We start from the raw sequence: 2,437 nt of genomic DNA, 5'->3' as shown, positions 1-2,437 counted from the left end.
CCCCGTGGGCCCCCCCCCGCCCCGCACGTCCCCGTCTGTCGCCCCCACCCCGCCCTCGGGCGGGGCCCGGCGCCCCCGGCCGGGGGCCCCCCCCCCGGGGGGGGCCCCGGGGGGGGGGGGGCCCCCGCCCCTGCTCACTTCACCATCCCCGAGGACCGTCAGTCCTCGTCGCCGTCGGCCTTGTCCTGCTCGGCCTTGTCCTGCTCGGCCTTCTCCTGCTCGGCCGCGGCCTCCTCGGACTCCTCGCCGGTCTCGTCCAGCGCATCGACGAAGTCCACCCCGTCCAGCTCGGCGAGCCGGTCGGAGGCATCCGTGCTGCCGTCCCGGTCCGCCTCGACGGCCTTCGCGAACCACTCCCGCGCCTCGCCCTCACGCCCGGCTGCCAGCAGCGCGTCGGCATAGGCGTACCGCAGCCGCGCGGTCCACGGCTGTACGGAGTTGGAGGCCAGCTCGGGGCTCTGCAGCGTCACGATGGCCGCGTCCAGCTGCCCCATGTCACGCCGGGCACCGGCCGCGACGAGCCGCATCTCCACCTGGCCGGCCTTGTCGAGCTTGTGCACCTCGGGAGCACCGGCCATGTCCAGCGCCTTCTCCGGCCGACCGAGCCCACGCTCACAGTCGGCCATGACGGGCCACAGCTCCGCCGACCCGGTCATCCGCCGCGCGGCCCGGAACTCGGCCAGCGCCTCGCTGTACTTCTGGTTCGCGTACGCCGCGAACCCGGCCGCCTCCCGTACGGCGGCGACACGCGACGCGAGCCGTAGCGCCACCTTGGAGTACCCGTAAGCGCCCTCGGGGTCCTCGTCGATCAGCCGCGCGACCATCACGAGGTTCTTGGCCACGTCATCGGCGAGCGTCTTGGGCAGGCTCTGCAGCTCCTGCCGTACGTCCTTGTCGATCTCCTCGCCGGTGACGTCCTCCGGGATCGGCAGCCGCTTGATCGGCTCACGGTCACGGTCCCGCTCGTCACGGAAGCGACCGCCACCACGCCGGTCATCCCGACGGTCGTCCCGCCGGTCGTCCCGTCCCCGGAAACCGCCGGGCCGCCCACCACGGTCGTCCCGCCGGTCGTCCCGCCGGAAGCCGCCACGCCCACCGCGGTCGTCCCGCCGGTCATCGCGCCGGAAGCCACCGCGCTCACCGCGGTCGTCACGGCGGTCGTCCCGCCGGTCGTCCCGACGGAAGCCGCCACGGTCGCCGTCTCGGCGGACGCCACCGCGGTCGTCGTCACGCCGGTCGTCGCGGCGGAACCCGCCCCGGTCGTCTCCGCGCCGGTCATCCCGCCGGTCATCCCGACGGAACCCGCCTCGGTCACCCCGGTCGTCCCGGCGATCGTCACGGCGGAACCCTCGGTCGTCGCCGCGGTACCCCCCGCGATCGCCTCGGTCGTCACGGCGGTCGTCCCGCCGGTCGTCCCGACGGAACCCGCCTCGGCTGTCGTCCCGGCGGAAGGCGGGACGGTCACCGCGCTCGTCCCGACGGTCGTCCCGGCGGTCGTCCCGACGGAAGCCGCCGCGCTCACCGCGGTCGTCACCACGTCGGTCGTCCCTGCGGTCGTCGCGCCGGCCGTAACCGCCACGGTCCCGGTCGCCGAACCCGCCGCGCTGGTCGTCGCGACGGAAGGCCGGCCGGTCACCACGGTCATCCCGCCGGAACCCACGGTCCCGGTCCCGGTCGTCCCGACGCGGTCCACGGTCGCGGTCGTCCCGCTGGAACGCGGGACGAGAGCCACGATCGCCCTCACGACGGTCGTCACGGCGGCCGTACCCACCGCCACGGTTGTCATCTCGGCGGTCGTCACGCCGGAAGCCGCCCCGATCACCACGGTCGTCGCGGCGGTCGTCACGACGGCCATGGCCACCGCGGTTGTCGCCACTGCGGTTGTCGCCACCACGGTTGTCGTCGCGTCGGCCGCCGTAGCCGCCGCGATCGTTGTCGCGGCGGAAGCCACCGCGATCGCCTCGGTCACGGTCTCCGCGGTAGCCGCCGCGATCGCCGCGATCTCCACCGTCCCGTCGCCGCTGGTCGCGCTCCGGTCGGTCGTCGGGAGAGTTGGTGGACATCGGTGACTCCTGTCTTCCGTACTGCAAGCATTCTAAAAAACGAAAGGACCCCTGGTCCCAGCTGAACGCTGGGGACCAGGGGTCCTTCCCAAAGATTGTTCGGCGGTGTCCTACTCTCCCACAGGGTCCCCCCTGCAGTACCATCGGCGCTGTAAGGCTTAGCTTCCGGGTTCGAAATGTAACCGGGCGTTTCCCTCACGCTATGACCACCGAAACCCTAATGGTTTCGAGCGAACAAGCACACTTTTCTGTTATGCGTTCTGCTCAATACCGGCAACGGTCGTTGCCTCAGAACTAACACAGTGGACGCGAGCAACTGAGGACAAGCCCTCGGCCTATTAGTACCGGTCACCTCCACACGTTACCGTGCTTCC

2 protein-coding genes and 1 rRNA gene are annotated in these 2,437 nt (G+C 72.1%); all 3 read right to left on the bottom strand.

Annotated features, from left to right (window positions below; translation table 11 throughout):
- Nucleotides 1–158 precede the first annotated feature (158 nt).
- The 3 genes from ACIBVL_RS26310 to rrf all read right to left on the bottom strand — a co-directional run bounded on the left by ACIBVL_RS26310 (nucleotide 159) and on the right by rrf (nucleotide 2,277).
- The gene (locus tag ACIBVL_RS26310) at nucleotides 159–932 is read right to left on the bottom strand and encodes a hypothetical protein (RefSeq protein WP_399101217.1); all 774 of its coding nucleotides are present in this window, start codon (nucleotides 930–932) and stop codon (nucleotides 159–161) included.
- The gene (locus ACIBVL_RS26305; RefSeq protein ID WP_399101264.1) at nucleotides 824–1,969 is read right to left on the bottom strand and encodes a hypothetical protein; all 1,146 of its coding nucleotides are present in this window, start codon (nucleotides 1,967–1,969) and stop codon (nucleotides 824–826) included. Before ACIBVL_RS26305 ends, ACIBVL_RS26310 begins: the two co-directional genes overlap by 109 nt.
- A 191-nt stretch (nucleotides 1,970–2,160) precedes the next feature.
- Nucleotides 2,161–2,277, bottom strand: a 5S ribosomal RNA gene (gene rrf, locus ACIBVL_RS26300).
- Nucleotides 2,278–2,437 lie beyond the last annotated feature (160 nt).

It is taken from the genome of Streptomyces sp. NPDC049687 (assembly GCF_044465285.1).
Taxonomy (GTDB): Bacteria; Actinomycetota; Actinomycetes; order Streptomycetales; family Streptomycetaceae; genus Streptomyces.
Note: the sequence above shows the minus strand (reverse complement) of the source record. Positions and strands in the feature narration are given on the sequence as shown.